The organism is Flagellimonas beolgyonensis (assembly GCF_003992615.1).
Classification (GTDB): Bacteria; Bacteroidota; Bacteroidia; order Flavobacteriales; family Flavobacteriaceae; genus Flagellimonas; species Flagellimonas beolgyonensis.
Genome location: NZ_RZMY01000003.1, coordinates 346281 through 372423 on the forward strand (window position 1 = coordinate 346281; position 26143 = coordinate 372423).

Sequence of the window (26143 nt, forward strand, 5' to 3'; positions counted from 1 at the left end):
AAGCTAACAAAAAGAAACGGTCAACCACCCATCATTTTGAGGGCATAAACACAGGTAAATCCCTCAAATTCCAAAAATTCGACCCCATAATGGGATTTTTTGCCTTTGTATGTGATTTCCGCTACCGTTCGTGTTTCCTCGAAGGAAAAATCAATCACATTGATATGTTGCAAAAAACTGAGCCCCTGCTGGGCATAAATTTTATAAAGGGATTCCTTGGCACCCCACACAATGGTCAGTTTTCGAATGATCGCTTCAGTGTTGGCCAGGGTTCTGTACTCTTCAATTGGGGTGAATTTATGGGCAATCCTTAGGATTTTGTCCCGCTGCATTTCAATATCGATGCCCACCTCATCGGTTTCACTGATGATCACCCCGGTAAAATTGTGTGAATGGGTAATGGAAATGAAATTGCCATCCCGCAAATGGGGCTTTCCAAAATCATCGTACACCAAATCGAAATCACTATAGCCTGCAAGGGCCAAAAGATGCCGAATACTTAAAAAGGCCCTGCGATGATCTTCGGATTTCATGCCATCCATCCGATCTTGGCAATGCGGGGTCAATGCCACATTCTTGCCCAGTTCGGGCTCTGGTTCGGTCACTTTCCAAATGTATACGTTGGTAGTCGGGGAAACTGTTATGGTTTTGTAAATGGGCATAACCAAAAGTTAAGCGTTTTCGTATCTTTGTCGCGCTATAAAAGCGAAGCTACAAAAGTTAATCAATATAAAGTATGAGTACAAAGACAATTCCATATGTACCCTACAAGGTAAAAGATATATCCCTTGCGAATTGGGGAAGGAAGGAAATTGAGTTGGCCGAGGCCGAAATGCCGGGACTGATGGCCTTGCGGGAAGAGTATGGCAAGGAACAACCCTTGAAAGGTGCGCGGATTGCCGGATGTCTGCATATGACCATCCAGACCGCAGTGCTTATTGAGACCTTGGTGGCACTTGGTGCCGAGGTAACTTGGAGTTCCTGTAATATTTTCTCGACCCAAGACCATGCCGCTGCTGCCATTGCCGCTGCTGGAATCCCTGTGTATGCGTGGAAAGGCATGAACGAGGAGGAATTTGATTGGTGCATTGAGCAGACCTTGTTCTTTGGAGAGGACAGACAACCGTTGAACATGATCTTGGACGATGGTGGTGACCTTACCAATATGGTTTTGGACAAATATCCTGAATTGGCTTCTGGGGTAAGAGGCCTTTCCGAGGAGACCACCACCGGTGTGCACCGTTTGTACGAGCGTATGAAAAAGGGCACATTGCCCATGCCGGCCATCAACGTGAACGATTCTGTGACCAAATCAAAGTTCGACAACAAATACGGTTGTCGCGAAAGTGCGGTTGATGCAATTCGCAGGGCCACGGATACCATGTTGGCAGGAAAACGTGTAGTAGTGGCAGGATATGGTGATGTTGGAAAAGGAACTGCTGCTTCGTTCCGCGGGGCTGGTGCCATTGTAACCGTAACGGAGATCGACCCCATATGCGCCCTACAGGCCTGTATGGACGGCTATGAAGTGAAAAAATTGGAAAATGTGGTCGGAAATGCCGATGTGGTAATCACTGCAACGGGCAACAAGGACATCATCCGTGAGGAGCATTTCAGGGCCATGAAGGATAAGGCCATCGTTTGTAATATTGGGCATTTTGACAATGAAATTGACATGGCCTGGTTGAACCGAACATACGGAAATACCAAAGACGAAATAAAACCACAGGTGGACAAATATACCATTGATGGAAAGGATGTGGTTGTGCTTGCCGAAGGGCGCTTGGTGAATTTGGGCTGTGCCACTGGCCACCCCAGTTTTGTGATGAGCAACTCGTTTACCAACCAAACTTTGGCGCAAATCGAACTGTGGAACCACAGCGACAAATATGCGAATGAAGTGTACACCTTACCCAAACATTTGGATGAAAAAGTGGCACAATTGCATTTGGAGCGTTTGGGCGCCGAACTTACTGAACTGAAGCAAGATCAGGCCGAGTACATTGGCGTATCGGTGGAAGGTCCCTTTAAACCGGACTATTATCGTTATTAATTCGACTACCCCTTTAAAAATAAAAACCCATGGCTTTCACCATGGGTTTTTTTATGGGTATTTCGGCTTAATCTGCCAAAAGGGCCTCGCCGTAATAGCAGGTTTTATGTTCCTTTAAAATTGCCAATCCTTCTTCCTTGTTGTTCATGGGATCGATCTTGATTTGTTCACCATTGGGCATGTACACAATGTAGAACCCTTCCTCAAATGAGGATAACTTGATGATTTCCCCATTTGGACGTATGGCATTCCATGATTTTTCGTCCGGCTTATAGAACAATTCTAATTTCTTGCCTTGCTTTGGTCCCTCGACCACAGTAATCTGTACCCGGTTTTTAGTAGCCACCATTTCAAAAGTATTACCATCATGCTCCACCATTTGGGTTTCAATTTCCCCATCTTTCATGGCAATCGGATTCGATCCCGACCAGAATTCGATAACATTAAAGATCAAGGCATCGCCCAAGAAAAACAATCCATAAACTGGAACAATGTTCAAACCCCAAAAAATGAGGTTGTCCAAAAATTTACTGTCGGTGACTCCTTGGTTCCAATCTTTCAGGTTGTTAAAGGCACTAAACGAACCCAAACAGCTGGTAAACAAAATGGAACAGGCCAGCAATGAAGAAATAATAACTTTTTTCATGATAAATGATTTATGGTTAATGTCTTTAAAGCTACTAAAAAGATTTGGTAGACCGATAGGCTTCTTTTACACAATGCTGAAAATTTTAAAGACCTTTAGTTACAGATCGCTACCTTTATGATCTATTAAAACGCCTATGGACAACACTTGGTACGAAATTAAAAATATGGATGCGGTGGATTCTCCATCTGTGGTTCTTTATCTGGATCATTTAAAGTTCAATGTAAAAGAAATGATCGGTCTGGTCAATGGTGACCTTTCTCGATTAATGCCCCACATCAAGACCAACAAAATGCCCAAAGTAATGGAGCATCTCTTGGCTTCGGGTATTACCAACTTTAAAGCTTCGACCGTAGCCGAGGCTGAAATTGCTGCCGAAGCTGGTGCCAAATCGGTATTGATCGCCCATCAATTGGTGGGTCCCAAGATCGACCGTTTTTTAAATTTGACCAGTCACTTTCCAGAAACCGAATTTTCAACGTTGATTGATAATATCGGCAGTGCTGAACTGCTCAACCAAAAAGCGGAGGAAAAAGGACTCACCGTTCCCATTTATATTGATATCAACAATGGAATGGATCGTTCCGGTATCAAAATCGGACCTCAGTTGGATGAACTTACCGACTATTTAAAAATATGTAAATCGTTACACCTGAAAGGATTGCATGCCTACGACGGTCATTTAAGAGATGTTGATTTTTCAGTCCGTCGACAAAAAATCGAAACCGGCGTTAAAGATGTTGACGCCTATTTTGAAGCCCTGCGCATCGACCATCCATCTGCCGAATTGATTTGTGGGGGAACTCCATCCTTTACCTCACACGCACTACAACAACAACGAATCACCAGTCCCGGTACCTGTGTCCTTTGGGATTGGGGCTATGCAGAAAAATTGTCCGAACAAAATTTTAAGTACGCTGCGTTGTTGGTTACCCGTATCATTTCTAAACCAACGGAGGGGATTATCACCGTGGATCTTGGACATAAATCCGTTGCTGCTGAAAACCCAATCGATAAGCGAGTAAAATTTCTCAACTTGGATAATTATGAACTCCTTTCACAAAGTGAAGAACACGGCGTGATCAAAGTGGCGGATTGGGATGCTTGGAAAGTGGGCGATGTGCTGTACGGTGTTCCCTATCACATCTGCCCGACCATTAACCTACATGATGAGGTTTCCGTAATTGAGGATGGTTTGAAAAAAGACACTTGGGAGATTACGGCCCGCAAAAGAAGACTTACTTTTTGAGCATAAAAAAAGCCCAGCAAATGCTGGGCTTTTCAATTTTATATGGTGGCAGTATTTAGGCTTGGAAAGGCTCGATGGAAACATAGGATTTTCCACCTGCTTTTTTCTCAAACTTAACGATACCGTCTACCCTGGCATGCAAAGTATGGTCTTTGCCCGCGTATACGTTGTCTCCAGGATTGTGCTTGGTTCCACGTTGTCTAACGATGATGTTACCAGCAACAGCGGCCTGGCCACCAAAAATCTTAACGCCCAAGCGTTTCGATTCTGATTCCCTACCGTTTTTTGAACTACCTACACCTTTCTTGTGAGCCATGATATCTAAATTTTAGTTCTGTTCTTATTTGCTTAATGCTTCGATCAACTCGGCTTTCTTCATGGAAGAGTAACCGGTAATGTCCTTGGCCTTGGCCATATCTCTCAATTCAGCTACTGTTTTGGCACTTAGGTCCTCAGTTGCTTTTGGAGCTTCTTTTTTTGGAGCTTCCGCCTTTGGGGCTGCGGCTTTTTTAGGCTCGGCAGCTGGCTTTTCCTCCTTGGCCTTTGCAGGAGCCGCTTTCTTGGCACCTTTGGCAACAATACTTTCAACCACGATCTCGGTCAAATATTGTCTGTGGCCGTTTTTCTTTTGGTAACCTTTACGTCTTTTCTTTTTGAAAACGATTACCTTATCTCCTTTAAGGTGCTTAACAACTTTGGCCTCTACGGCTGCACCTTCTATGACTGGGGCGCCAATGGTAACGTTTCCTCCATCTTCCAAAAGAAGAACTTTATCGAAGGTAACTTTTTTACCTTCCTCTTCTTGCAAACGGTGAACGTACACTTTCTGGTCTTTTGCAACTTTGAATTGCTGCCCTGCCATCTCTACAATTGCGTACATAATTCCTTGATTAGATTAAAATTATTGCGCTTTATCAAAATTAGCGGGTGCAAATATACTGCTAAATCCTTAATCCACAAGTATTATTCTGGCATTTGGCCCTATTTTTTTGCGTTGTTGGAAGATTTGAACAATTGCATAAAGGATAGGGTAAGCACCAAGGTGGTGGCAAAGCCCATTATGGCAACCGTAAAGAACACAATTCCCTGGAAATTCTTGTAATCCTTGGCCCATGCCGAGGAGAGGTTGTCCAAAAATTCAGTATCCAGTTCGGTGGCATAAATGGCGAAAAAAATGGTGAACAGCAACGTGGCCACAAAACCTGTGGTAACTCCGGCGGTAAAGCCGCTGCCATAACTAAAACCCTGACCCTGTTTCAGCTTGGTGTATTTTATGGTCTCATAAATGCCAAATCCCGTAATGAACCCATTGAACAGACTGTAAAAAACATTGGTATGTTTACCCATGAGGGCCAAAATCAAAAAGTAAGCGATCAATACGGCGCTGGTCACAATTCCGAATCGAATGGGAAGCGTCAATTTTTTCATTATGTAGCTTTTTGGAAGTTGAGTTTAAGTTACTGAATGTTTGGCAAATATTGTGCGAAACGCCCTAAAAAGAGTATCTTCATTTCCGCCAATTTTCGATTTTAACCTATATTTAGTGTAACATCAATCCAAAAATGGCTACCAACCTTTTTGTAACATCTATATTTAAATACTGACTATTACGATGAAAAAACATGTGTTTTCTGCATTATCGTTGCTCTTTATTGGCGGTTTGCTTTCTGCCCAGGAAGTGAATTTTGAAGAGTACGATCTGGACAATGGGCTCCACGTGATCCTGCACCAGGACAATTCTGCTCCCGTAGTGACCACATCGGTCATGTACCATGTGGGATCCAAGGATGAAGACCCGGACAAAACGGGATTTGCCCACTTTTTTGAACATCTCCTCTTCGAGGGCACCAAAAACATTGAAAGGGGCGAATGGGACAAGATTGTTTCCTCCAACGGGGGTACCAACAATGCCAACACCTTCTTGGACCGCACCTATTATTATGAAGTGTTTCCTTCCAACAGTTTGGAGGTTGGCCTTTGGCTGGAATCGGAACGCATGCTGCACCCGATTATCGGACAAGTGGGGGTCGACACCCAAAAAGAAGTAGTACAAGAGGAAAGAAGGCTCAGAGTTGATAATTCCCCCTATGGTGCATTTTTTGAACAACTCCTCTCAAATCTTTATACCAAACACTCCTACCGATGGGGCGTGATCGGGTCCTTGGACCACCTGGCCAGTGCTACGCTCGATGATTTCAAAAAATTCAACAAGACCTATTATGTACCCAACAATGCCGTATTGGTGGTTGCTGGGGACATTGATACTGAGAAAACCAAGAAAATGATCGCCGATTATTTTGGTCCAATCCCAAGAGGTGAGGAAATCAAGCGGCCGAACATTCAAGAAGATCCGATCACCAATACCATTTTTGCCGAATACCGTGACCCCAACATCCAAATTCCAGCCATATTGTTGGCCTACCGAACTCCAGGACAGGGACAACGCGATGCTTATGTGATCAATATGATCTCCACCTACCTAAGCGATGGTGAAAGTTCCAAGTTGTACAAAAAATTGGTGGATGAGAAAAAGATGGCCCTTCAGATTTTCTCCGTGCCCATCGATGCCGAGGATTACAGTTCCTACATTGTGGGTGCGCTACCTGTGGGAGACAACACCATTCAAGACCTTAAAAAGGAAATCGATGAGGAAATCCTAAAGATCCAGATGAATTTGATTTCCGAAAAAGATTATCAAAAATTGCAGAACAAGTTCGAGAACAATTATGTAAATGCAAACAGCAGTATTGAAGGGGTGGCCAATAATTTGGCCGAAAATTATATGCTGAAGGACAACACCAACCTCATCAACACAGAAATTGACATTTACCGCTCCATTACTCGTGAGGAAATTATGGAAGTGGCCAAAAAATATTTGAAGGTGAACCAACGGGTAGAACTGGAGTATTTACCCACACAAAAAGATGCGAACTAAGATGAACAAGTATATCCTATTTACCGTGCTGTCCCTTTTTATGGTGGCGGCCCATGCACAAATAGACCGAAGCAAACAGCCCAAACCGGGTCCTGCACCGGAAATCAATTTAAAAGAACCTGCCACTTTCGCGTTGAACAATGGACTCAAGGTATTGGTGGTCGAAAACCATAAATTACCAAGGGTCAGGATCCAATTGACCATAGATAATCCTCCCGTTTTGGAGGGTGACAAGGCAGGTGTTTCCAGTCTTACCGGAAGCATGTTGGGCAAAGGTTCCAAGAATATTCCGAAAGACGACTTTTATGAAGAAGTCGATTTCTTGGGTGCAACCATTTCCATTGGAAACCAAAGTGCGTTTGCAAGCAGCCTTTCCAAGTATTTCCCAAGGGTTCTTGAACTTCTGGCAGATGCTGCCCTAAACCCCGATTTTAAACAAGAGGAATTTGAAAAAGAAAAGGATTTACTGCTTACGGGACTAAAATCCGAGGAGAAGGATGTTTCTGCCATTGCGAATCGAGTAGAGGCAGCATTGGCCTATGGCAAAAATCACCCCTACGGCGAAATCACCTCGCAAGAGACCGTGAACAATGTAACCCTCATGGATGTGGAGCACTTCTACCGTTCCTATTTTGTGCCTGCCAATGCCTATTTGGTGGTCATCGGCGATGTGGAATTTGAAAATGTGAAGGAATTGGTGACCAAATTCTTCACCCCTTGGTCCAAAGCCGTACCTCCATCGTTCACCTATTCCGACCCGACGGATGCACAGTATACACAGATCAATGTGGTTGATGTGCCCAACGCCGTGCAATCTGAAGTGACCGTGGAGAACATTACCAATTTGAAAATGAAGGATGCGGATTATTTGGATGCTTTGGTGGCCAATCGTATTTTGGGAGGTGGCTCACAAGCTCGATTGTTCAAAAACCTCCGCGAAGATAAAGGATACACGTATGGTTCCTATTCCGGAATTCGCGACAACAAGTACAGCCCCATGCGTTTCAATGCGTATGCTCAGGTACGTAATTCCGTAACCGACAGTGCCGTTGTACAGATTCTTGAAGAAATAGATCGGATCACATCGGAACCCGTCAGCGAAGAAGAATTGAAAAACGCCAAGGCCAAGTACGCCGGAAGTTTTGTAATGGCATTGGAACGCCCCGAAACCGTAGCCAACTACGCCCTCAATATTGAAACCGAAGGATTGCCCAAGGATTTTTACAAAACCTACTTGGAGCGATTGGATGCCGTTACTGTGGAAGATGTACAAAAGGCTGCCAAAAAATATTTCTCTACCAGTAATGCCCGTGTCGTGGTTACCGGAAAGGGAAGCGATATCATCGAAAATTTGGAAAAGGTTTCCTTTAAAGGCAAAACGGTTCCCGTGCTGTTTTACGATAAATATGCCAACAAAACCGAAAAACCGGATTACAGTGCAGCCATTCCCGAAGGTATGGATGCCAACACCATTTTGGAAAAATACATTGAGGCCATTGGTGGAAAAGCCAAACTGGACGGTGTGGAATCCTATTCCATGGTGGCCGAGGCCGAAATGCAGGGCATGAAATTGGAACTTGAAATGAAGAAGACCACCAAGGACCAGTTTATGCAAGACGTGAAAGTGATGGGCAACTCCATGTCCAAACAAGTTTTGGATGGTGATTCTGGCTACGCCGTGGTACAGGGCCAGCGCAAAGATCTTACGCCTGAAGAAATCGAAAAGGTCAAGGAAGAATCTTCAGCTTTCCCCGAACTGAATTATTTGGCAGCTGGCAATGTTACCTTGGAAGGTGTGGAGCAAGTTGGTGATTCCAAAGCCTACAAGCTTAAAATAAGTGATAGCAAATCTGCCTTTTACGATATGGAAACCGGACTTAAGGTTCAGGAAGTTACTACCCAAGAAGTGCAGGGACAGCAAATGACGAGCACCTTGGGGTATGGCGACTACCAAGAAGTATCCGGAATCAAATTCCCGTTCAAGATCATGCAGACCGTTGGGCCGCAAAGCTTCGAGTTCATGGTGAAGGAAATCAAAGTGAATGAAGGAGTGGATGCTTCGGACTTCAAATAATATTCAAATTAGAATAGAAAAGGGGCGCCATTTAGCGCCCCTTTTTTTATCCATAAATTAAAAGCTATACTGAACGAATGCCGATAAATTTCGACCGGGATCGTTTATGGGTACACGACCGTAGTCTGCCTGGTTGACAAAAGAGAAATTCAAATGGTTGTGGTAGGCCACATCAAAAATGTTGGAAGCCGCTACCCCAACAGTGAAATGTTGGAATGGTTTGGTTCCAAAACTCAGGTCCATAATTCCGTAACCATCGGTTGTCTGTTCTCCAAAGGAAGTGGCGATTTCCGATTGCTTTGAAGCAATCGTGTACGTGGCCTTTGCCCATACTTTTTCTCGTTGAAACCCTAAATTGAACCGGGTCACCAAGGGGGGTGTCAACGGAAGGGATTCATCCAAGTCCTTGTTTTTGGCATACACATAGGATAGTTCTGTCTTGAAGTTGAAATCGGTCAAAAATCCCAAATCAACATACAACTCGAACCCCGTTTTATAGGCCTCATCCAAATTGATGAACCTTTTTACCTCCGTGGGCGGTGCCATCGGCATGTATTTCTTGTTGAGATCGGGATCGATCACAGGCACTATATAATTGTCATAAAAGGCATAATACACCGATGCCCCGTAATCCAAACGATTGAAAACATACCCTTCAAATGCTGATTTTGCTTTCATACCCAATTCGAATTGGTTGTTCACCTCGGCATCCAAATAGGGGTTGCCCACATATTCGTAGGCATCTTGCCCAACGGTAAAATGGTTGATGTACCGTTCAATCATATTGGCCGAACGTACCCCACGACCATAGGCCAATTCGAAAAGCAGCTTGTTGTTGGCCATATATTTAAAGGATGTCGTAGTACTGATATTGTTCTCATTTCGAGTATCCAATTCGGGATATTCCGCCACAAAATCAGCTGCTGGGGCATCGATGGTGGAATGCACCAAATCATAACGAACTCCAACGTTCATCAACAGTTTTTCGGAAATCGGATACTTTCCTTCCACAAAGGCACCAAAATCATCAATTTGGGCATCTTGCCAAACCTCATCCACAAATTCCATGGGTGTGGGCAACAAATCCCCGTTCATATTCCGTTTTACCAAACGGGTTCGATTACCTGTCCTGCCCACAGAAAAGGCATCGACCCCGGTATAGAGTTTAAGCTCTTGAACAGGTCGCCATTCCAATTCCAGTCTGCCGCCCAACGTAGTGGCATCCACCTCGGAGACGGCTTCCGTCATCATAAAACTGGGTCGTAACGCATTGGTCATCACATGATCCACTTTGGAACGGTATAATTTGGCACTCAAACCTTTCAAAGTTCCGGTAAGGTCGGCCAATTTATAATCCAAGGACAACACATTGCTGTCATCGATTTCAGTGTCCATGGGCAAGCCGGCATGCAATACATCCCTCCCAAAAGATTGCCTGAACCCAACTTGGATTCGTTGTTTCCCATTCGGGTTAAACCCAACCTGCACCCCATAATCGGTGCTTTTAAAGGAAGAGGGCACTTCGTTGCCATCGCCATCTTCATAATTTCCAAAATCACGGTACCCCACATTCAGGTTTACATCGAAGGCATCGGCCACATATTTGAGGTTTGCGAACGTGGTCAGGGCGTTGCCGTTGTTCTCTCCCCCAAAATTAACCTTGCCGTGGTAACCTCTTTCTTGTTTTTCCACTTCTTGGGTAACCAAGTTGACGATACCGCCAAAGGTAGGCCCATACCTAAAGGTGTACGGTCCTTTAACCACTTCGATTCTTTCAATTTCCTCCGGAATTACATGGGTGGTGATGGGATCCATACGGTTGGGGCAGGCATGCATAACTTTGGTGCCCCCATTGAACTGCACGTTCAATTGCTCGTATTGGGAGGCTCGGAATGAGGGATCGATGGCATAATTGCCCCTTTTGATCAGGGAGAATCCATTGATGTCCCTAAAAAGATCGGCCACATTCTTGGATTGCACCACCTTTTTCTCCGGCTCACTTTTAAACATGGAAAAAACAGGATCTGTCTTACTTTTTCCTTCGACCAGCACTTCGTCCAATTGCACTGGTTTTCGGGTTACACTATCGTTTACAGGTGCTACCTGCGCATAGGCCATACTGGCCCCAAAGAACAAAACACAGAGTTTTGCCATTGAACTTTTATTCATTGATTTTATGTTTAAGATTTTACAAATTGGGCATTCACAATTGCCCTGTTCGGATGAATCTTAAACAATGGGAGGTTTGTTCAGGGAATAAATGAAGGTAAAGGAATAATGCTCCCGGTATTGGAACATATTGCTGTTTTGATGGTTTAATTCCTGTAATTGGAAATTGGGCAATTCCAAGTAAAAGACCAACTGCTGTTCCCATCCGATTACCGGCATGGGTTGTTCGTCCTCATCGGTTTGGGCCTGCAACATTTTGGCCAGCATACATTTTCCGTCGCACTTCAGCTCGGGCTTGTCCTTGTTCTCACAGAGCCGTTCAATAAAACCTTCGCGGTCGATGCTGTAATACACATACATGGAGGAAAACCGGAGATTGCTGATCATAACCAATGCTATGAAAAGTACAATGTAAAACCCTTGGATTTTATTTGAAATACCAACTCGATTCAATGTGTAGGCAACATCTTTGAAGTGCAAATGTAACCATCCAAGGAATTCCTTTATGTGACAAAAGTCACTTTGAACATTGCTTCATTTTCTTATGTTTAAACCCTTAATGACACTCTTCAATTGGTTATTTTTGACCTTAAATACCTATCCATGAAAAATATATTGATACTACTGGTTTGTTCAGTTCTAGTTTTAACAACTGCATGCAAAGAAGAAAAAAAAGTAGATGAAGGCCCATCCCAAATGGAGCAAGTACTTGCCGTACATGATGAGGTAATGCCCAAAATGAAGACCATCGGCAACTTGGTCGGTGAGCTTAAGAGCAAGGTGGACTCCACAGCAATGGGACAGCAGTATGAAGTGGCCATGAAAGACCTTCAGAATGCGCATAAATCCATGATGGATTGGATGCAGAATTTCGGGACCCGTTTTGATCAGGATGATATTCGGATGAAAAAGGAACTGACCGAACAAAAGCAACAATGGCTGGACGAGGAGGAACTAAAAGTAAAAGCCCTTAAAGAAGAAATAAACGGAAGTATTGAACGGGCCGAGGCCCTTTTGAACAAAACAAAAGAAAACTGATCAATTGTTCCACCGAAGGCTTTCCATGATTCTACGGATATCGTTCTCCAGGTATTTTGCAGCGGGAAGAATGGAATCGTAATTGGGTTTTGCGTAGAAATACAAGGAGCCCGTTACAAAATGGTTGATGCTATCGGTGACGTAAAATTGGGATTGTGACGCGGCATTTCCGCTCACTTCGTAGAACATTCCATAAACCCCGGCTTCGGGATGGCTGTATTCCTTCGGTAAAATCTGATCCGCCTTTACCACGTGCTCATACGTGAGTTTTTCTGCGTCGATCATGAGCTCCCGTAAGTTCCCTTCCACCTTTTTATATGTAAGAAATATTGATCCTTTCATTTGAGGGTAATCCAGCACCAAGGAACAATCGTTGTTTTCCTTGATTTGGGACAGATTGTTTTGGTCGAAGGTATATGGACAGTCCAAATTTGTCTGCAAATAGGTCCCTTCTGGATACTCCAAACGGAGCATTGCCTTTGGTTTTGGCAGTACATTCTCTTTACAGCCCACGGCTAAAACTATAAGAACCAATCCAAATAAAAGGCTATTTCTCATTGGGCAAAATTACTTTTATGCGTTTTAATCTTTTTTTGTCCAGGCTCTCTACCACAAATTGGTACTCATTGAAAAAGACCTTTTCTCCCATTTTTGGAAAACTGCCCGATATTTCAAGTACAAACCCTGCAATGGTCTCGGACTCCCCTTTTTTACTTTCAAATTCTTCTTCGTCTTCCATCTTTACCACACGATAAAAATCCTTGAGTGCGGTCTTCCCGTCAAACACATAGGTATGGTCGTCCAATTTGGAGAAGATCAGGTCTTCATCATCGAACTCATCGCTGATATCCCCAACAATTTCCTCGATAACATCTTCCAAGGTAACAATCCCGGAAGTGCCTCCATATTCATCCACGACCACGGCCAAATGGTTTTTCTTTTCCTGAAATTCAAGCAAAAGATCGTCCAATTTTTTGTTTTCTGGCACAAAATAAGGCTCTCTGATCAGCGACATCCAATTGAAACTTTTCCTTTCGATATACGGCAAAAGATCTTTTACATAAAGTACACCCAAAACGTTGTCCATGTTTTCGGAAAACACCGGAATCCTAGAATACCCGTTCTTTTTGATTTCGAGCAACACTTCGGGAAATTTCATTTTTTCGTTGAGGGCAAAAATGTCGATCCGCGGACTCATTACCTGTTTGGTATCGGTATTTCCAAAGGTGACAATGCCTTCCAAAATCTTTTGCTCCTCTTTGGTGGTATCCCCTTCGGAGGCCAACTCCAGTGCCTGTGATAAATGGTTAACACTCAAATTCGATTTTTTCTTTCCCAATTTATCCTCCAAGAACAAAGTTGCCGAGCGCATGGGCCCGCTCAAAGGGGTAAACAGAAAGTTGAGTCCTTTTAAGGGTACGGCCATGATCTGTGAAAACTGTACCCTGTTCCTATTGGCATAGATTTTTGGCAGGATTTCGCCGAACATCAAAATAAGGAATGTGGCCACGACCACTTCCAGTACAAACCGCCATGTGCCTTCAATATTGGAAAACAGGGTGTCGCCAATGGAACTGAACAGCAATACAATACCAATATTGATTGCATTGTTGGTAATCAAAATGGTGGCCAACAACTTTTTAGGTTTGTCCAGAAGACCGACAATAAGCTTTCCCTGGGTGGAACCATCTTCTTCCAGCTCGTTCAAATCGGTCTGCGAGAGACCAAAAAGGGCCACCTCAGCTGCCGATATCAACGCGGAGCATGCCAAAAGAAAGACCATCACAATCACTTTTAAAGTGAATATTCCGCTAAGGGCCAAAATCGAAATTGATAAACAATGGGGCTCGGGATCCAATATGGTTTCTCTTTAATCGATATTCTTAGAATGGTAGATCATCATCCTCTTCCGTGTCATTTACGGGTGCTGCCGGACCAGTGGACCTAGCCGGTTCATCATGCATTGGGGCACTGGATGTCTGGCCGCCATCCATACCTTCTTTTTTGGTGCTTAAAAAAGTAAAGTCCTGTACATGGACCTCAGTGGTATATCTCATATTGCCATCCTCGCCCTGCCACTGTCTGTTTTTTAAACGTCCTTCAACATACACCTTATCCCCTTTACTCAGGTATTTTTCACATATTTCAGCGGCCTTGTTCCGTACCACGATATTGTGCCAATCCGTGGTGGTCACCTTTTCACCCGTTTGCCGGTTGGTGTAGGATTCATTGGTGGCCAATGGAAATCTGGCAATACAGTTCCCTCCTTCAAAATAGTGAATTTTCACTTCGTCTCCCAAATGCCCGATCAGCATTACTTTATTTAATGTTCCGCTCATAATTCTTTAATTAATCAAAAGTACTAAATTTTAAATGTCCTGATAAAATCAGCAATCAAAACTGGTACGGGATAATCGGTTATGCGTTGCCATGGAATGCCATCGTCCAATTCGGTCAAAGGATTCACCAACCAAAATTTGGTATATAAATGTTGGTGGGACAATTTGTGCACAATCGGTTCCATATTATATAAGGTAACGGACTGCATTTTGGGGTAACCGTTCGTTTCACCCATTTTTTGCTCCAATTGTGCTTCGGACCATTCGCCTTTCGATTCGATCAAAGGAAATTGATACAGGTTTTGCCAAATGCCCTTCCCTTTTCGCTGTTCCAATAGGGTTTGGTTCGAATCATCAAGAAATACCAAATAGTTAAAATATCGGTTTTTGATCTTGGTCTTGTTCAATTTTACGGGAAGATTCGATACTAGGTTCTTTTGAAAGGCCACGCAGCTTTCGCTTAATGGACAAAACATGCAATTTGGGTTTTTGGGCGCACATTGGACGGCACCAAATTCCATGATGCCCTGATTGTAATCCCCGATTTGCTTTGGGTCCATGACCTCGCGGGCCAATTCCTTGAAATATTTTGCCCCCTGGGTTTCATTGATGGGTAGCTTCACACCAAAATAACGCGCCAATACGCGGTACACATTGCCATCCACCACTGGTTCGGGAATATCAAAACAGAACGATGCAATGGCACTCGCCGTGTAATCCCCGACTCCTTTTAAAGATTTAAGGCCTTCATAGGTGTTTGGAAATTTGCCATCAAAATCACTGACCACCATTTTTGCCGTGGTATGTAGGTTTCGTGCCCTGGAATAGTACCCTAGGCCTTGCCATAGTTTCAAGACCTGTTCCTCGGGGGCATTGGCAAGATCGTGAACGGTTGGGAAGGCCTCCAAAAATTTTTGGTAATAGGGCAATCCTTGGGCCACCCTGGTCTGCTGCAGCATAATTTCGGACAGCCAAATTCGGTAGGGGTTCCTTGTTTTTCGCCATGGGAGGTCCCTTTTATTTTCGCGGTACCAATCAAGAATTTTACGGGAAAAAGACATGTAAGAAAATACTATGGGCCAAATGTATCAGTTTATATACTTAAAATTAAAGGCTTTAAACGAAAGATTAATTTTAATGTTTATATTTGCAAGCCGAAAAAAATAAGAAAAAATAATCAAGAGAAATGACGAAAGCAGATATTGTAACTAGGATCTCAGAAAAACTAGGAATTGAAAAAGGTGACGTGCAAGCCACAGTGGAATCGTTTATGGAGGAGGTAAAATCTTCCTTGGAAAATGGTGACAATGTTTATTTAAGAGGTTTTGGTAGCTTTATCATCAAGACCAGAGCTGAAAAAACAGGTAGGAACATTTCAAAGAACACTACCATCAAAATCCCCGCACACAATATTCCTGCTTTCAAGCCCGCCAAAGTTTTCGTGGAAGGCGTAAAGAGCAATGTACAAGTAAAATAATATAATTAACAACACAAAAGCAAGAGCCTTATGCCGAGTGGTAAGAAAAGAAAAAGACACAAGGTAGCGACCCACAAGCGTAAAAAACGCAGAAGAGCTAACCGACACAAGAAAAAGTAGTTGTTGCAACTACTTTTTCATTTTACACGTAAAACGTTCTTTGACATAGAGATTCAAACAGCGAATTTCAGTCGGTTCGAAAAATAACCGATACCATATATTTTGTTTAATCATTTGTCCCAATTTTTATTGGGATGAATAAAAATCGATTCAGGTGAATAGAGAATTAATCGTAAGATCTACTCCCGATGCAGTCGATTTTGCCTTACTAAAGGATGGAAAGCTTATAGAATTACACAAGGAAGAGGACAATAACAACTTTTCCGTTGGGGATATCTTCCTAGCCAAGATAAGAAAACCCGTTACCGGCCTTAATGCGGCATTTGTCAATGTAGGTTATGAAAAAGATGCCTTCCTGCATTATCATGACCTAGGTCCGCAATTGTCCTCCATGTTGAAATTCATCAAAAAAGTAAGAACAGGGAAACTAAAAGATTTCTCCCTGAAAGATTTTCCATTTGAAAAAGACATTGACAAGAATGGCAGCATCACCGATGCAATCAAGGCCAATCAGTCATTATTGGTACAAATTGTTAAGGAACCCATTTCCACCAAGGGCCCGAGAATCAGCTCCGAGCTTTCCATTGCCGGACGTTACTTGGTCATGGTCCCTTTTTCCGATAGGGTCTCGGTATCCCAAAAGATAGCGAGCAAAGAGGAAAAGGACAGGCTCATCCGACTCGTGAAGAGCATTAAGCCCAAAGGATTTGGTGTGATCATCCGTACCGTTGCAGAAGGCAAAAAGGTTGCAGAACTGGACAAAGATCTACAGAACTTGCTGGCCAAATGGATAGCAATGTGCAAAAAATTGCCTAGAGCGCCCCATCCATCCAAAGTATTGGTGGAACTCAATAGGGCCTCTTCCATCCTTCGGGATGTATTTAACGATACCTTTACCGGAATCCATGTTGATGACGAAACGCTTTACAACCAAATCAAGGACTATGTGCACGAGATTGCACCCGAGAAGGAATCCATTGTAAAGCAATACACCGGTTCTGTCCCCATTTTTGAAAAGTTTGGAATTGAGCGTCAAATTAAGACCTCGTTCGGAAAAACGGCTTCAATGAGCAAGGGCGCCTATTTGGTGATCGAACATACCGAAGCGTTGCACGTTATAGACGTGAACAGCGGTAACCGATCCAACAAGGCCAAGAACCAAGAAGATACCGCTTTGGAAGTGAACCTATTGGCCGCTTCCGAAATTGCCCGACAATTGCGATTGCGGGATATGGGAGGTATTATCGTTATCGATTTTATCGATATGACCAAAGGTGACCATCGAAGAAAATTGTTCGACCACCTTAGGGATGAAATGAAGGACGACAGGGCAAAACATAAAATATTGCCCCCCAGCAAATTTGGACTTGTCCAAATTACAAGACAACGGGTTCGTCCTGAAATGAACATCAAGACCAGTGAGGAGAATCCGAACGTTACCGGTGCCGAAATTGAAGCACCGATCGTCATCATCGATAAAATCCAAGCAGATTTGGAACGAATCCTTAAGGCAAACCCAAAGAACAATGGAATAGTGCTCAACACACACCCATTCATTGCGGCTTACCTTACGCAAGGATTCCCATCCATCCGGTTTAAATGGTTCAACACCCATAAAAAATGGATTAAAATCCAACCACGGGATGCCTACACCTATCTTGAATATCATTTCAAAGACAAAGAGGGCAAAACCCTATGACAATAACCAAAAGCGACTCCAGAAATGGGGTCGCTTTTTTTGTTTTGGAAGGTTTCGAGGCTAAATGCTACCTTTGGAACATCCATCAATTTTCCATATCCAATGCGGTCAATCCCATTTTTACTTTCCCTGCTATTTCTCGCGGCTTGCAATAATCCGGCCACCCAATCGATTTCAGCTTTATTGGAAGATGCCCCAGCCATTCAAGGAAACAAGGATTATCTGGATTCTCCTTTTGCTACCGCTGGAGACCGGGTATACATGGTAGGTCATCAAAATGGTACGTTCCCTTCCCTGGGATGGCATATTAAAGGAGAAATGGGCGGCATCTGGAACCACCCCATAAAGTTAATGGATGGTTTTGATGCCACATTGGAATGGGAAGACCAACCACTACAATTGAACAATGCCACCCGGTTTATCAACTATCCGTTTGCAAACCGACATATTTTTGAATTTCCCGAAGAACAATTGGTTGTGGAACGCATCCAATTTGTACCTGATAGCACCCAAGGACTGGTGGTGCAGTATATTTTTAAAAACAATTCCCCTTCCCCGATTTCTGGAAATTTTACATTTACCGGTCATTCAGATTTGTTGCCCACATGGTTGGGCGAGCGCACCCAAATGGTGGATGACCAAGATGTCGGTACCTTCGAAGAAAATTATTGGGTTGTAAAAGATCAATCCAATCCTTGGTTCACCCTATTTGGTTCGGATATAAAACCGGAATCGTTTCTTACCAATGAAAATAAGGGGGATACCCATGGACAATCCAATTCGTTGATCTACCACATTGACATTCCGGGCAATTCCGAGTACGTTCAAAATTTTTACATCGCAGGCTCCTATACATCAAAGGAAGATGCTGTCAACACCTATCAAAATCTTCAGAGCGATTATATCAATCATTTCAAAGCCAAAAAAGCGCGGTACGAGGCTTTGGCAGCACAAACCAAGTTGACCATTCCAGATAAAGATTTGCAACAGGCTTTTGAATGGCTCAAATACAATAGTGATTGGTTGGTTCGGACCGTTCCCGAAATCGGCACCGGCATTGGCGCCGGAATCCCCGATTATCCTTGGTGGTTCGGGGTAGATAGTGAATATGCCCTTAAGGGATACATGGCCATTGGCAGGGAAGAAATCGTTGCGGCAACCATCCAGCTTTTGGACAGTGTGTCCATGGCCATCAACGGCAATGGCCGTATTCTACATGAAATGTCGACCAATGGAGCCGTTTTCAATGAGGGCAACATCAACGAGACCCCTCAGTTTGCCTCTTTGATCTGGGACATTTATTCCTGGAATGGAGACAAGACGTTTCTAGAAAAATATTTTCCAACAGTACAAAAGGGCCTGCAATGGTTAATGGACGAAAATGATACCAACCAAAATCTTTTCCCAGACGGTTTTGGAATGATGGAAATCCATGGACTCAACAGTGAAATGATCGATGTGGCCTCCTATACCCAAAAAGCTTTTGAAGACGCTTCGAAAATGGCCCATGCATTGGAAAAATCGGATTTGGCAAACAAATATGAAGCGTTGGCCGACGAGCTCAAACAAAGGATCAATACAGAATTCTGGTCCGCGGATTTTGGTTCCTATGCCGATTTTATCGGTACGGATGAACAGGCACTCCACTTGATCGAAGACGCCCTGGTTCGCGCTGATACGCTCAACAAACCTTGGGCGGTTGAGGAGTTAAAAGCTACTGAAAGACAACTACTGGAACACCCTTCGACAAAACCGAGACCCTTTGTACTCTATCATAATTGGGTGGTGAACACGCCCATGGAAATGGGAATCGCCGATTCCACCAAAGCCATTGTGGCTTTGGACAATGCCAAAAAATTTACCAATCCCTTCGGGATGTTCGTTACCGGAATCGATAGGGATGAATCCGCCGGAAAGGACGAAGGTTCCTTTAAAGGCAGCAAGGTCTTTTCCTATACCGGGGCTGTAATGACCCTGCCCACTGGCGTACAGGCCGTTGCAGAAAATAATTATGGCCGTCCCGATGAAGCATTGGATTACCTGAAACGGATGACACGTTCCTTTAGCTATGCATTGCCAGGAAGTATGTATGAAGTTTCGCCAGATTATGGCATGATGACCCAAGCCTGGAACATTTATGCCTTTGCCATCCCCATAGTGAACCAGTTTTTTGGCATCAGCTCCAAAGCATATGACAAAATGATGGAAATACGTCCACAAATGCCCAAGGATTGGACCGATGTTTCATTGGAAAATGTGAAAATTGGCAACAATGAAGTTTCGATTTGGTATGAAAACAATAACGGTATTTTTCAAATAAAGGTGCAACAGACCAATCCCGAATGGCATTTAAAGCTCATTTTGCCCCAAGATGATTATTCTGTAACCGAGGGAAATCCAGAAACAAGTTTAGCCAATGGCAAAACAGTCTTTAGGCTGACCAATGAAAAAACCATGGTGATCACCAAACCTTGAACCCACATGCAAAACCAATTCTCTTATAGCAAGTCGTACTCGGTGCAGGAAGCCACTAAAAAATTGGAGCGTTATTGTGCCTACCAAGAACGCTGCCATAAAGAGGTGATTGATAAACTTCGCAACATGCGGATGATTCCCGAGGCCATTGACCAAATCGTGGGCCACCTTATCCAAGAAAACTACCTGAACGAGGAACGATTTGCCAAAAGTTTTGCGCGAGGTAAATTCAACATCAAAAAATGGGGTAAGAATCGAATTGTGCGGGAACTTCAGTTTAGGGATATTTCCGCATTCAACATTAAAAGTGCCCTTAAGGAAATTACCAACGATGCCTATTTGACAACTTTGGACGAATTGGCCCAAAAGCGTTTGGACACCATCAAGGAAAGTAATCCTCAAAAACGCAAGAAAAAATTGGCCGATTACCTATTGTATAGAGGTTGGGAAAGCCATTTGGTCTATGACAAGGTCAATGAGCTGATCAGCTAATAAACATTATACCTGCACCAGTTTTCGTGTGCGCAAAACAGCTTGCTCATTTTTCCAATCGATCCATTGCTGGCCCTTCCATTTGCGCATGAGGTTGTCAAAATGGCGCATCACAAAAATGTTATATACCGCCCTGCTCAAGTTTTGCGGTTTTTTCGCGATGGATCGCAGGCTCATGGAAAAACCTGGCGTAACATACTTCATATAGTGCCAATAGCCTTCCGGGATATACAGCACATTGCCGTGTTCCAAATCGGCAATATGCCCGTTGGCGTGTTTAAGTGCAGGCCATTTTTCCAAATCGGGCTTATCAAAATCGATATCCTCCCTGGTGATCAACGAATGGGGCACTTTGTACAGGTATTTGGTCTCGGATTGTGAAAACAGGATACACTGTTTTTTACCTTCAAAATGGAAATGGAAGATATTGGCCAGATCAATATCGTAATGCATAAACGTATAGGAATCCTCGCCACCAAAGAACAACATAGGCAGGCCCTTCATCAACTTCAATCCAAAATCGGGATAGCTAAAATCCTGTTGTAGTTCTGGTACTTCCTTGAGAATATTCCAAAGGAATATGCGATAGCGTGTTGGTCCACTTTTCAGCAGATCTACATATTCCGACATCTGCATTTTGGCGTGGGGTTCGTTGAAACCTTCATCGTGCTTTACCGGACGATCGTCATACAGTGGCACGATCTTATCCCCTGCCACATCCTTCATATACTCCAAGTTCCATTTGGAATAAGCAGGCCAATCCTCAATAAACCTTTCGATGACTACAGGTTTTTGGGGCTTGAAATAGTTTTGGATAAATTCCCTTTTCGTCAGGGTCTTTTCCCTCGGTATCTGTTCAAGGTTCAGCTTCAAGATTTCAAGGAATTTGAAACCGCTAAATTAGTAAAAGGTTTTGAATTTGATTACGCTCCTAACTTTTGGTAACAACACCTTTCCCCTTGGCCGCCTCGTTCCTTTCGATGACGTGACCGGGTCGCGACCACTTCGGTTTTTCACCCAATGGAGCGTATTCGGAGTCAGCTGCCTCCACAGTCTGTGGCTGTGGTGCCTTCACGAAAGCTTTTTGTGGATTCAATCCCAATTGCTTGAACATTTCCATGTCCTCATTGACATCCGGGTTTGGAGTGGTCAATAGTTTATCCCCAGCAAAAATGGAATTGGCGCCGGCGAAAAAACACATCGCCTGTCCTTCCCTTGTCATTTCGGTCCTACCAGCCGAAAGCCGTACTTGGGTTTGCGGCATCACGATTCGGGTGGTGGCTACCATTCGAATCATCTCCCATATCTCAACAGGTTTTTGATCTTCCATGGGAGTACCTTCAACGGCCACCAAAGCGTTGATCGGCACTGATTCCGGTTGTGGGTTCAAGGTGGAAAGAGCGACCAACATACCTGCACGATCTTCTACGTTTTCTCCCATTCCGATTATGCCACCACTGCAGACCGTAACATTGGTTTTTCGAACGTTTTCAATGGTCTGCAAACGGTCTTCATACCCTCGGGTGGAAATCACTTCCTTGTAATATTCCTCTGAAGTATCCAAATTATGGTTGTAGGCGTACAATCCGGCCTCTGCCAATCGTTTGGCTTGATTTTCGGTCACCATGCCCAAGGTACAGCACACCTCCATGTCCAACTTGTTGATGGTCCGTACCATTTCCAACACTTGATCGAACTCGGGTCCGTCCTTTACGTTTCGCCATGCCGCTCCCATACAAACCCTGGAACTACCAGATGCCTTTGCGCGCAAAGCCTGAGCCTTTACTTGCTGCACGGACATTAAATCGTTGCCCTCAATATCCGTATGGTAACGAGCTGCTTGTGGACAATACCCGCAATCTTCAGGACAACCCCCTGTTTTGATGGAAAGCAAAGTGGAAACCTGAACAGTATTCGGGTCATGAAACTGTCTGTGAACGGTAGCTGCCTCATAGAGCAACTCCATCAGCGGCTTATTGTAAATGGCCAGGATTTCTTCCTTGGTCCAATCGTGTCGTGTCTGATTCATACACCAAAAATAGTCTTTAACACCAAAAAACCGAAGCGTGGGCTTCGGTTTTCTTATTGTTGTTCATTAAAATGAGATTATTCCTCTTCTCCAGACTCTGTTTCTTTGGAGGGTTTGGCTTCATCATTTCCTTCTTTTGCCTTCACATCCTTTCCCTTCAAGTATTCTGGGAGGTCCATACCGGCCATGTTGAACATCTCTTGCAAGGGTGGTACGGATTTGTACATGCCCGAGATAAAATTGGCCGTGGAGTTCTTGCCATCCGCCGTCTTGTTGCCGGAATCCCATACCGTGACCTTATCAATCTTAATATTTTTGATGGCTTCTGCTTGTTTTTCCACTAATTCTGGAAGCTTATCGGCAATCAATAACAATACGGCATCTTTCGGACTGTTGCCTGCAGCCTTCACAATTTTATCGAGACCTTCTGCTTGTTTGGTCAATACCTCAAAAATACCTTTGGCCTCGGCTTGTGCTTTAAAGAGTATCGCATCCGCCTCACCTTTGGCCCTTCTACGGATCATTTCCGCTTCGGCTTCCGCCTCTATTTCCACTTTCTGTTTGTCAATTTGGGCAGGTATAACGATATCCGCCATTTGGGAGCTGCGTTCGCGTTCCGCTCTGGCAATTTCCGCATCGCGCTCTGCAGAGTAGGACTCTTCCAATGCCTTTGCGGCCTGAACTTTTTCGGAGGCAATCGCCGTTCTTTCGGCCTCGGCCTCTCTTTGACGACGCAAGGAATCCGAATTGGCGATATCAATTTTTGCCAAGTTTTCCCCTTCCACCGCTTTTGCATTGGCAGCGGCGACTTGGGAACGTTCATCCTGAACTGCATTGGCCTCACCAATGGCACCATCCCTATTTTTCTCGGCAACGGATTTTCTAGCGGCGTTGATGGCGTGGGCAGCAGCTTCTTTACCCAATGCTTCAATATACCCAGACTCATCCACAATATCCGTAATGTTCACGTTGATGAGTTTAAGACCCACTTTTTTCAACTCCGACTCCACACTTTGGGAGATATTGGTCAAGAATTTGTCCCTATCGGCATTGATTTCCTCAATATCCATGGAAGCGACCACCAAACGCAACTGACCAAAAATGATTTCCTTAGCCAATTCCTGAACCTCTTTCAACCCAAGGCCCAACAAGCGCTCGGCCGCATTTTGCATTACACCTGGCTCTGTTGAAATACCGATAGTGAATCGCGATGGTACATTTACCCGAATGTTCTGCCTACTCAAGGCATTGGTAAGATCCACTTCGATGGAAATCGGGGTCAGATCCAAAAATTCATAGTCTTGGATAACCGGCCAAACAAAAGCGGCCCCACCGTGGATACATTTGGCTGAATTTCCGGTCCCCACCTTACCATAAACCACAAGAATACGGTCTGATGGACATCTTTTGTACCTCCTAATAAAGGAGATGATGATAATGAAGAAAAACAGTACGGCGAAACCAATGGCCAATAATGTGGCCCCTCCGCCCATTTGTAATGGTAGTGTTAGCATGCTGATTATTTATTTAAAAGATTAACGATCAAAATTCCGGTGTCGGTCACATCCTGGACCTTCACCACATTCCCCTGTACCAGATCATGGTCTTCATCGGTTAGGGCCTGAAGCTCCCGAAGAGTTCCCTGCACATTAACAGAGACCTTCCCAATTCGGCTGCGATTGGCACCAATAGTCAGATACACCTCCCCAATTTGGTCCACCGCATTTTTAAGATTAAGGGTGCCACTGCTTTGCAGTTTGGCCAAATAATAGAACAAGGAAGCCATGGCAAGCATCATCAACAGTCCACATATTACAGAAATGAATATGGTAAGCCAAGTGGAAAGCCCATTATCTATACAGGCAATACCCGACCATCCAAAAATGGTCAAAAAGCCCATCAAATTTTTAAAGGATAAAAACTGAAAATGGATTCCGGTATCGGCCTCGATATCGGCATCCACATCGCCCATATCATCCACATCGCCACCCATAAGCGTCATGACCACGAGCACCAATAAAATGGCGGAGCCCGCAATGGCAACGATCCAATAGACTTTTTCGAACAGGGTTAGTGCAGTAAACCAATTTTCCATGGCATCAAAATTTAAAGTTGGTACTAAATGTCAAGATAAGACTTTGTACGGATATTCTGTAGTCCGGAAAGTTATCTTTTGGAAAGAAGGATGGACACTGCATTACCCCCGAAGCCCACGGCGTTGACCATGACTTTTAGAATGGTTTTCGGTGTTGCTTCGTAAGTAACGAACGGAATGGATATGGGCCTCTGGTGGTTAAGCATTAAAACAGCCATTTCCAAGCTGAGCAAGCCAGAAGCTCCGAAGGTGTGACCTACTTTCCATTTATTGGTAGTCAAAAATGGTATTTTGTTACAGAACACTTTTTTGATGGCATTGTACTCGGTCAAATCTCCCTTTATTGTTCCTGGAGCGTGCATTACAATGGCATCGATTTCATCAGGGTCGGTTTGGCCCAAAGCCATCTTCATGGAATCCTGAAAACATTGGGCGTCGGTACTTATGGACACGCTGTGCTCCAAGGGCTCAGTGCCATAGCCAATTCCTTCGATCATGGCTAGCGCATTGGACTTGATTCCTTTTTCCAAACAGGCCAGTCCTGCAGCTTCACCCAAAACCATGGTGTTGTGCTTTTTGTCCAAATCCATGGCTTTACAGGGAAAAATATCTCTCGACTGCGCTCGAGACAACCCCTTTGAGTAGACTTTTAACGCCTGCATTTGAGCAATGGTGAATGGGGTGAGCGGTGCTTCACTGCCACCCACCAAAAATTTATCGGCCATCCCACTTTGGATCCAAGCCACGGCATTCAATACCGCATGAAGAGCCGTGGAACAGGTAATGGAATGGGAAATTTCGGGGCCTTTGGATTTAAGGTCATGGGCCACCCATGATGAAATGTTGCCCAGGGTCGTGGTGGGTGATGACAATGTGGACGACTTGCCTTCGGCCAAAAATTCTTTGTGGTATTTTTCAAAAAGGGCGGTGGCCCCACGTGATGAACCGATATTGATCCCAAAATTGGCATCTGATTCCCAGCCAGCCTGCTCAACAGCTTTGCGAGCCGAATACAAAGCAAACAATACAGAATCATCCAAATGTTTGTATTTAGCATCGGAGCCCCGAAGTGCCTCAATATTTTGTTTAATTGACTCTTTTAACCGTGAAGCCCAAACCGGTTGTTCCCCGATTAGATCGTTGGTTAAAAAATGGTCATCTGAACAATAGGATTGCCAAATTTCTTCTAGGGTTTCCCCAAGAGCGGAAATAGAAGCCAATGCGGTTATGGAAATGGGTTCGTTCAACATAGA

25 protein-coding genes are annotated in these 26143 nt (G+C 44.1%); 9 read left to right on the forward strand and 16 right to left on the reverse strand.

The genetic code is table 11. The annotated features are described in order from the left end of the window. Positions 1–20: 20 nt before the first annotated feature. Positions 21–662, reverse strand: coding sequence for a 4'-phosphopantetheinyl transferase family protein (locus EO131_RS02455; protein WP_127018754.1), 642 nt, complete (start codon positions 660–662; stop codon positions 21–23). 74 nt (positions 663–736) lie between these two features. Here EO131_RS02455 and ahcY point away from each other — a divergent pair, with 74 nt between their 5' ends. Continuing rightward, complete coding sequence (ahcY, locus tag EO131_RS02460; protein WP_127018755.1) at positions 737–2053, forward strand: adenosylhomocysteinase; 1317 nt, start codon at positions 737–739, stop codon at positions 2051–2053. Positions 2054–2120: 67 nt separating this feature from the next. Here the strand turns inward: ahcY and EO131_RS02465 are convergent, their stop codons facing one another. Next, on the reverse strand, positions 2121–2699 hold the full coding sequence (locus EO131_RS02465) for a DUF3332 domain-containing protein (protein ID WP_127018756.1): 579 nt from the start codon (positions 2697–2699) through the stop codon (positions 2121–2123). A gap of 136 nt (positions 2700–2835) precedes the next feature. Between EO131_RS02465 and EO131_RS02470 the strand changes: the two genes are divergently transcribed. Then, complete coding sequence (locus tag EO131_RS02470) at positions 2836–3948, forward strand: D-TA family PLP-dependent enzyme (protein ID WP_127018757.1); 1113 nt, start codon at positions 2836–2838, stop codon at positions 3946–3948. 55 nt (positions 3949–4003) lie between these two features. On the opposite strand, the gene rpmA is transcribed toward EO131_RS02470, so the two are convergent. The 3 genes from rpmA to EO131_RS02485 all read right to left on the reverse strand — a co-directional run bounded on the left by rpmA (position 4004) and on the right by EO131_RS02485 (position 5376). Further along, a complete protein-coding gene (rpmA, locus tag EO131_RS02475; protein WP_127018758.1) occupies positions 4004–4264 on the reverse strand; it encodes a 50S ribosomal protein L27 in 261 nt (86 codons plus the stop codon). Positions 4265–4288: 24 nt separating this feature from the next. Then, positions 4289–4828, reverse strand: coding sequence for a 50S ribosomal protein L21 (gene rplU / locus EO131_RS02480; RefSeq protein ID WP_127018759.1), 540 nt, complete (start codon positions 4826–4828; stop codon positions 4289–4291). Between the two features lie 101 nt (positions 4829–4929). Beyond that, entirely contained in the window at positions 4930–5376 is a 447-nt protein-coding gene (locus EO131_RS02485) for a DUF4199 domain-containing protein (protein ID WP_127018760.1), read from the reverse strand. A gap of 184 nt (positions 5377–5560) precedes the next feature. Between EO131_RS02485 and EO131_RS02490 the strand changes: the two genes are divergently transcribed. Together EO131_RS02490 and EO131_RS02495 are read left to right on the forward strand one after the other, a co-directional pair. Further along, positions 5561–6883: a M16 family metallopeptidase gene (locus tag EO131_RS02490; RefSeq protein WP_127018761.1), complete on the forward strand. Its 1323-nt coding sequence runs from the start codon at positions 5561–5563 to the stop codon at positions 6881–6883. A gap of 1 nt (position 6884) precedes the next feature. Then, positions 6885–8957, forward strand: a complete 2073-nt coding sequence (locus tag EO131_RS02495) for a M16 family metallopeptidase (protein WP_127018762.1) — start codon at positions 6885–6887, stop codon at positions 8955–8957. 57 nt (positions 8958–9014) lie between these two features. On the opposite strand, the gene EO131_RS02500 is transcribed toward EO131_RS02495, so the two are convergent. Both EO131_RS02500 and EO131_RS02505 read right to left on the reverse strand, forming a co-directional pair. After that, positions 9015–11126, reverse strand: a complete 2112-nt coding sequence (locus EO131_RS02500; RefSeq protein ID WP_241243778.1) for a TonB-dependent receptor domain-containing protein — start codon at positions 11124–11126, stop codon at positions 9015–9017. A gap of 60 nt (positions 11127–11186) precedes the next feature. Further along, complete coding sequence (locus EO131_RS02505) at positions 11187–11513, reverse strand: hypothetical protein (protein WP_127018764.1); 327 nt, start codon at positions 11511–11513, stop codon at positions 11187–11189. A gap of 216 nt (positions 11514–11729) precedes the next feature. Here EO131_RS02505 and EO131_RS02510 point away from each other — a divergent pair, with 216 nt between their 5' ends. Beyond that, positions 11730–12164 carry a hypothetical protein gene (locus tag EO131_RS02510; protein WP_127018765.1) on the forward strand — a complete coding sequence of 145 codons (435 nt, stop codon included), beginning with the start codon at positions 11730–11732 and terminating at the stop codon, positions 12162–12164. Here EO131_RS02510 and gldD read toward each other — a convergent pair whose 3' ends face one another. Genes gldD through mutY form a run of 4 tightly spaced genes read right to left on the reverse strand, consistent with a single transcriptional unit; the run spans position 12165 to position 15564 of the window. Beyond that, entirely contained in the window at positions 12165–12722 is a 558-nt protein-coding gene (gene gldD / locus EO131_RS02515) for a gliding motility lipoprotein GldD (RefSeq protein ID WP_127018766.1), read from the reverse strand. Continuing rightward, positions 12712–14022: a gliding motility-associated protein GldE gene (locus tag EO131_RS02520; protein ID WP_127018767.1), complete on the reverse strand. Its 1311-nt coding sequence runs from the start codon at positions 14020–14022 to the stop codon at positions 12712–12714. The genes gldD and EO131_RS02520 overlap by 11 nt, the downstream gene beginning before the upstream one ends. Positions 14023–14047: 25 nt before the next feature. Further along, a complete protein-coding gene (locus EO131_RS02525; RefSeq protein WP_127018768.1) occupies positions 14048–14503 on the reverse strand; it encodes a single-stranded DNA-binding protein in 456 nt (151 codons plus the stop codon). A gap of 23 nt (positions 14504–14526) precedes the next feature. Next, positions 14527–15564 carry an A/G-specific adenine glycosylase gene (mutY, locus tag EO131_RS02530; protein ID WP_127018769.1) on the reverse strand — a complete coding sequence of 346 codons (1038 nt, stop codon included), beginning with the start codon at positions 15562–15564 and terminating at the stop codon, positions 14527–14529. 125 nt (positions 15565–15689) lie between these two features. Here mutY and EO131_RS02535 point away from each other — a divergent pair, with 125 nt between their 5' ends. The 4 genes from EO131_RS02535 (at position 15690) to EO131_RS02550 (ending at position 20766) form a co-directional block, all read left to right on the forward strand. Next, positions 15690–15980: an HU family DNA-binding protein gene (locus EO131_RS02535; protein ID WP_036380395.1), complete on the forward strand. Its 291-nt coding sequence runs from the start codon at positions 15690–15692 to the stop codon at positions 15978–15980. 274 nt (positions 15981–16254) lie between these two features. After that, complete coding sequence (locus EO131_RS02540; RefSeq protein ID WP_127018770.1) at positions 16255–17799, forward strand: Rne/Rng family ribonuclease; 1545 nt, start codon at positions 16255–16257, stop codon at positions 17797–17799. A gap of 102 nt (positions 17800–17901) precedes the next feature. Next, entirely contained in the window at positions 17902–20274 is a 2373-nt protein-coding gene (locus EO131_RS02545) for an alpha-L-rhamnosidase-related protein (protein ID WP_127018771.1), read from the forward strand. A 6-nt stretch (positions 20275–20280) separates the two neighbouring features. After that, on the forward strand, positions 20281–20766 hold the full coding sequence (locus EO131_RS02550) for a regulatory protein RecX (protein WP_127018772.1): 486 nt from the start codon (positions 20281–20283) through the stop codon (positions 20764–20766). A 6-nt stretch (positions 20767–20772) separates the two neighbouring features. Here the strand turns inward: EO131_RS02550 and EO131_RS02555 are convergent, their stop codons facing one another. The 5 genes from EO131_RS02555 to EO131_RS02575 all read right to left on the reverse strand — a co-directional run bounded on the left by EO131_RS02555 (position 20773) and on the right by EO131_RS02575 (position 26137). Continuing rightward, entirely contained in the window at positions 20773–21639 is an 867-nt protein-coding gene (locus EO131_RS02555; protein ID WP_127018773.1) for a cupin-like domain-containing protein, read from the reverse strand. Between the two features lie 58 nt (positions 21640–21697). Further along, on the reverse strand, positions 21698–22795 hold the full coding sequence (gene bioB / locus EO131_RS02560; protein WP_127018774.1) for a biotin synthase BioB: 1098 nt from the start codon (positions 22793–22795) through the stop codon (positions 21698–21700). A gap of 77 nt (positions 22796–22872) precedes the next feature. Then, positions 22873–24309 (reverse strand): flotillin family protein, encoded by a 1437-nt coding sequence (locus tag EO131_RS02565; RefSeq protein ID WP_127018775.1) that lies wholly within the window; start codon positions 24307–24309, stop codon positions 22873–22875. A 5-nt stretch (positions 24310–24314) separates the two neighbouring features. After that, positions 24315–24890, reverse strand: coding sequence for a hypothetical protein (locus EO131_RS02570; protein WP_127018776.1), 576 nt, complete (start codon positions 24888–24890; stop codon positions 24315–24317). Positions 24891–24961: 71 nt separating this feature from the next. Further along, positions 24962–26137, reverse strand: a complete 1176-nt coding sequence (locus EO131_RS02575; RefSeq protein ID WP_127018991.1) for a beta-ketoacyl synthase N-terminal-like domain-containing protein — start codon at positions 26135–26137, stop codon at positions 24962–24964. Between the last annotated feature and the right edge of the window lie 6 nt (positions 26138–26143).